Annotated in this window: 1 protein-coding gene; it reads left to right on the forward strand. The window is 76.8% G+C overall.

The genetic code is table 11. The features are described 5' to 3' along the window. The first annotated feature begins 60 nt into the window (after positions 1 to 60). Positions 61 to 1,881, forward strand: coding sequence for an ABC transporter ATP-binding protein (locus ABD308_RS06030; RefSeq protein ID WP_344328130.1), 1,821 nt, complete (start codon positions 61 to 63; stop codon positions 1,879 to 1,881). Positions 1,882 to 2,127: the final 246 nt, after the last annotated feature.

Here is a 2,127-nt window from a genome sequence, read left to right on the forward strand (position 1 = left end):
CCCCATTCCCTCGCCCGGCGCCGCCGGCCCGGCGGGCCCCGTCCAGGAGAGAGGTGTTCCGTGGCCGACCGGCCCGCCCCTGCCAACACCGCGCCCGCCCCCGCGCCCGAGGCCACGCCCGAGGCCATCGCCGAGCCCGCCCCCGCGCCCGGGCCCAGAACGCCGCGGGTCCGGCTGCGCCGCGAACTCGCCGTCCACCCGGTCCGCCTCGCCGCCGCCCTGGCCCTCGCCGTCCTGGCCACCGCCGCCGCCCTCGCGCTGCCGCTGCTGGTGCGCCGGATCGTCGGCGACTTCTCCGGCCACCGCTCACTCGCCCCCGGGCTGCTGATGATGGCCGCCGCCGCCCTCACCGGTGCGGCCGCCCAGGCCCTCTCCGGCTTCCAACTGGCCCGGATCGGGGAGGGGATGACCTTCCGGCTGCGGACCGCCCTGATGGCCCACGCGCTCCGGCTGCCACTGCCCGTCGTCCGGGCCCGGGGCACCGGCGAACTCGCCGCCCGGGTCACCTCCGACGCCCAACTGCTGGGCCAGGTCGTGGAAGTGGCGATGCAACTGCCGCTCGCCGCGCTCAGCGTGCTGGCCACCCTCGCGGTGATGGTCTGGATCGACTGGGTGCTCACCGCCGTCACCGTGGCCGCGCTCGCCCTGCTCACCGGCCTGGTCCTGGTGATCACCCGCCGGATGCGGGCCAACGTCACCGGACAGCAGGACGCGGTGGGCCGGATCGCCCAGCGCTTCACCGCCGACCTGGAGGCCCTCACCACCATCAAGGCCTACCGGGCCGAACCGCTGGCCGACCGCGTCCTCGCCGAGGACGCCGAGCACCTGCGCGCCGTCTCGCTGACCGGCGCCCGGCTGGGCGCCCTGGTCCCGGCCGTGCTCACCCTCGGCAACCAGTTCGCGATGATCGCGGTCATCGTCACCGGCGGCGCCCGGCTGGCGGCCGGCGGGCTGACGGTGGCGGCCTTCGCCGCGTTCCTGCTCTACCTGCTCCAGACCGTCCCGTCCGTCAACACGCTCGCCACCGGGTTCGGACGCCTCCAGGCGGGGCTGGCCGCCCGCGACCGCTGCAACGACCTGCTCGCGCTGCCCCCGGAGGCCGACCCGGACGACGCCGACCGGACCGCGCCCACCCCTGCCCCCGACGCCCCGGCGGTGGTCTTCCGCACCGTCTCCTACACCCACACCGGAACGCGGCGGGCCGCCCTGAGCGCCGCCTCCTTCAGCGTCCCGCGCACCGGACTGACCGCCGTGGTCGGCCCGTCCGGCGCGGGCAAGAGCACCGCCCTCGCACTCGTCGGCCGCTTCCTGCGCCCCGGCGCCGGATCGGTCAGCGTCCTCGGCCACGACATCCGCGCCTGGCCGCTCGGCGCCCTGCGCGCCCGCATGGCCTACGTGGACCAGGAGTTCACCCTCCTGGAGGCCAGCGCCCGGGACAACCTCCAGCTCGGCCGGGCCGGCGCCGCCGACGAACGGGAACTGGCCCGGGCGCTCGCCACCGTCGGCCTGGCCGAGGACGTCCAACGCCTCCCGCACGGCCTGGACACCGTCCTCGGGCGCGAGTTCGACCTCTCCGGCGGCCAGCGCCAGCGGATGGCCCTGGCCCGCGCCCTGCTCGCCGACGCCGACATCGTGCTGCTGGACGAACCCACCAGCCAGCTGGACGGCCTCAACGAACTGCGCTTCCGGGAGATCGTGGACCGCCTGGCCCGCCGCCGCGCCGTCGTGGTCGTCGCCCACCGCCTCACCACGGTCCAGCACGCCGACCACGTCATCATGATGGACCGCGGCGCCGTCGTCGACGCCGCCGACCACCCCACCCTCCTCGCCCGCTGCGCCCCCTACCGCGCCCTGGTGTCCAGCCAGACGTCCCACCGCTGACGGGCCCCCGCCCGCCGGGAGCGCCACCCCCGGTCACGCGCTCGCCCGGTCACGCGCCCGCCCGACCAGGCCACCGGCCGCGGATTGGACCGGGACAGCGGGCGGGCCGGCGGCTAGCGTCGTCGACACACCCGACCGATCCGGAGAACACGCGCCATGCACCCCGAACTCGCCGCCGACCTGAACCGGCTGCCCGCGCTGCTGGAGGAGACCAGGCAGGCGGCGGCCGCCTTCCTGGCCGCCCTC

The organism is Kitasatospora putterlickiae, assembly GCF_039527695.1.
Classification (GTDB): domain Bacteria; phylum Actinomycetota; class Actinomycetes; order Streptomycetales; family Streptomycetaceae; genus Kitasatospora; species Kitasatospora putterlickiae.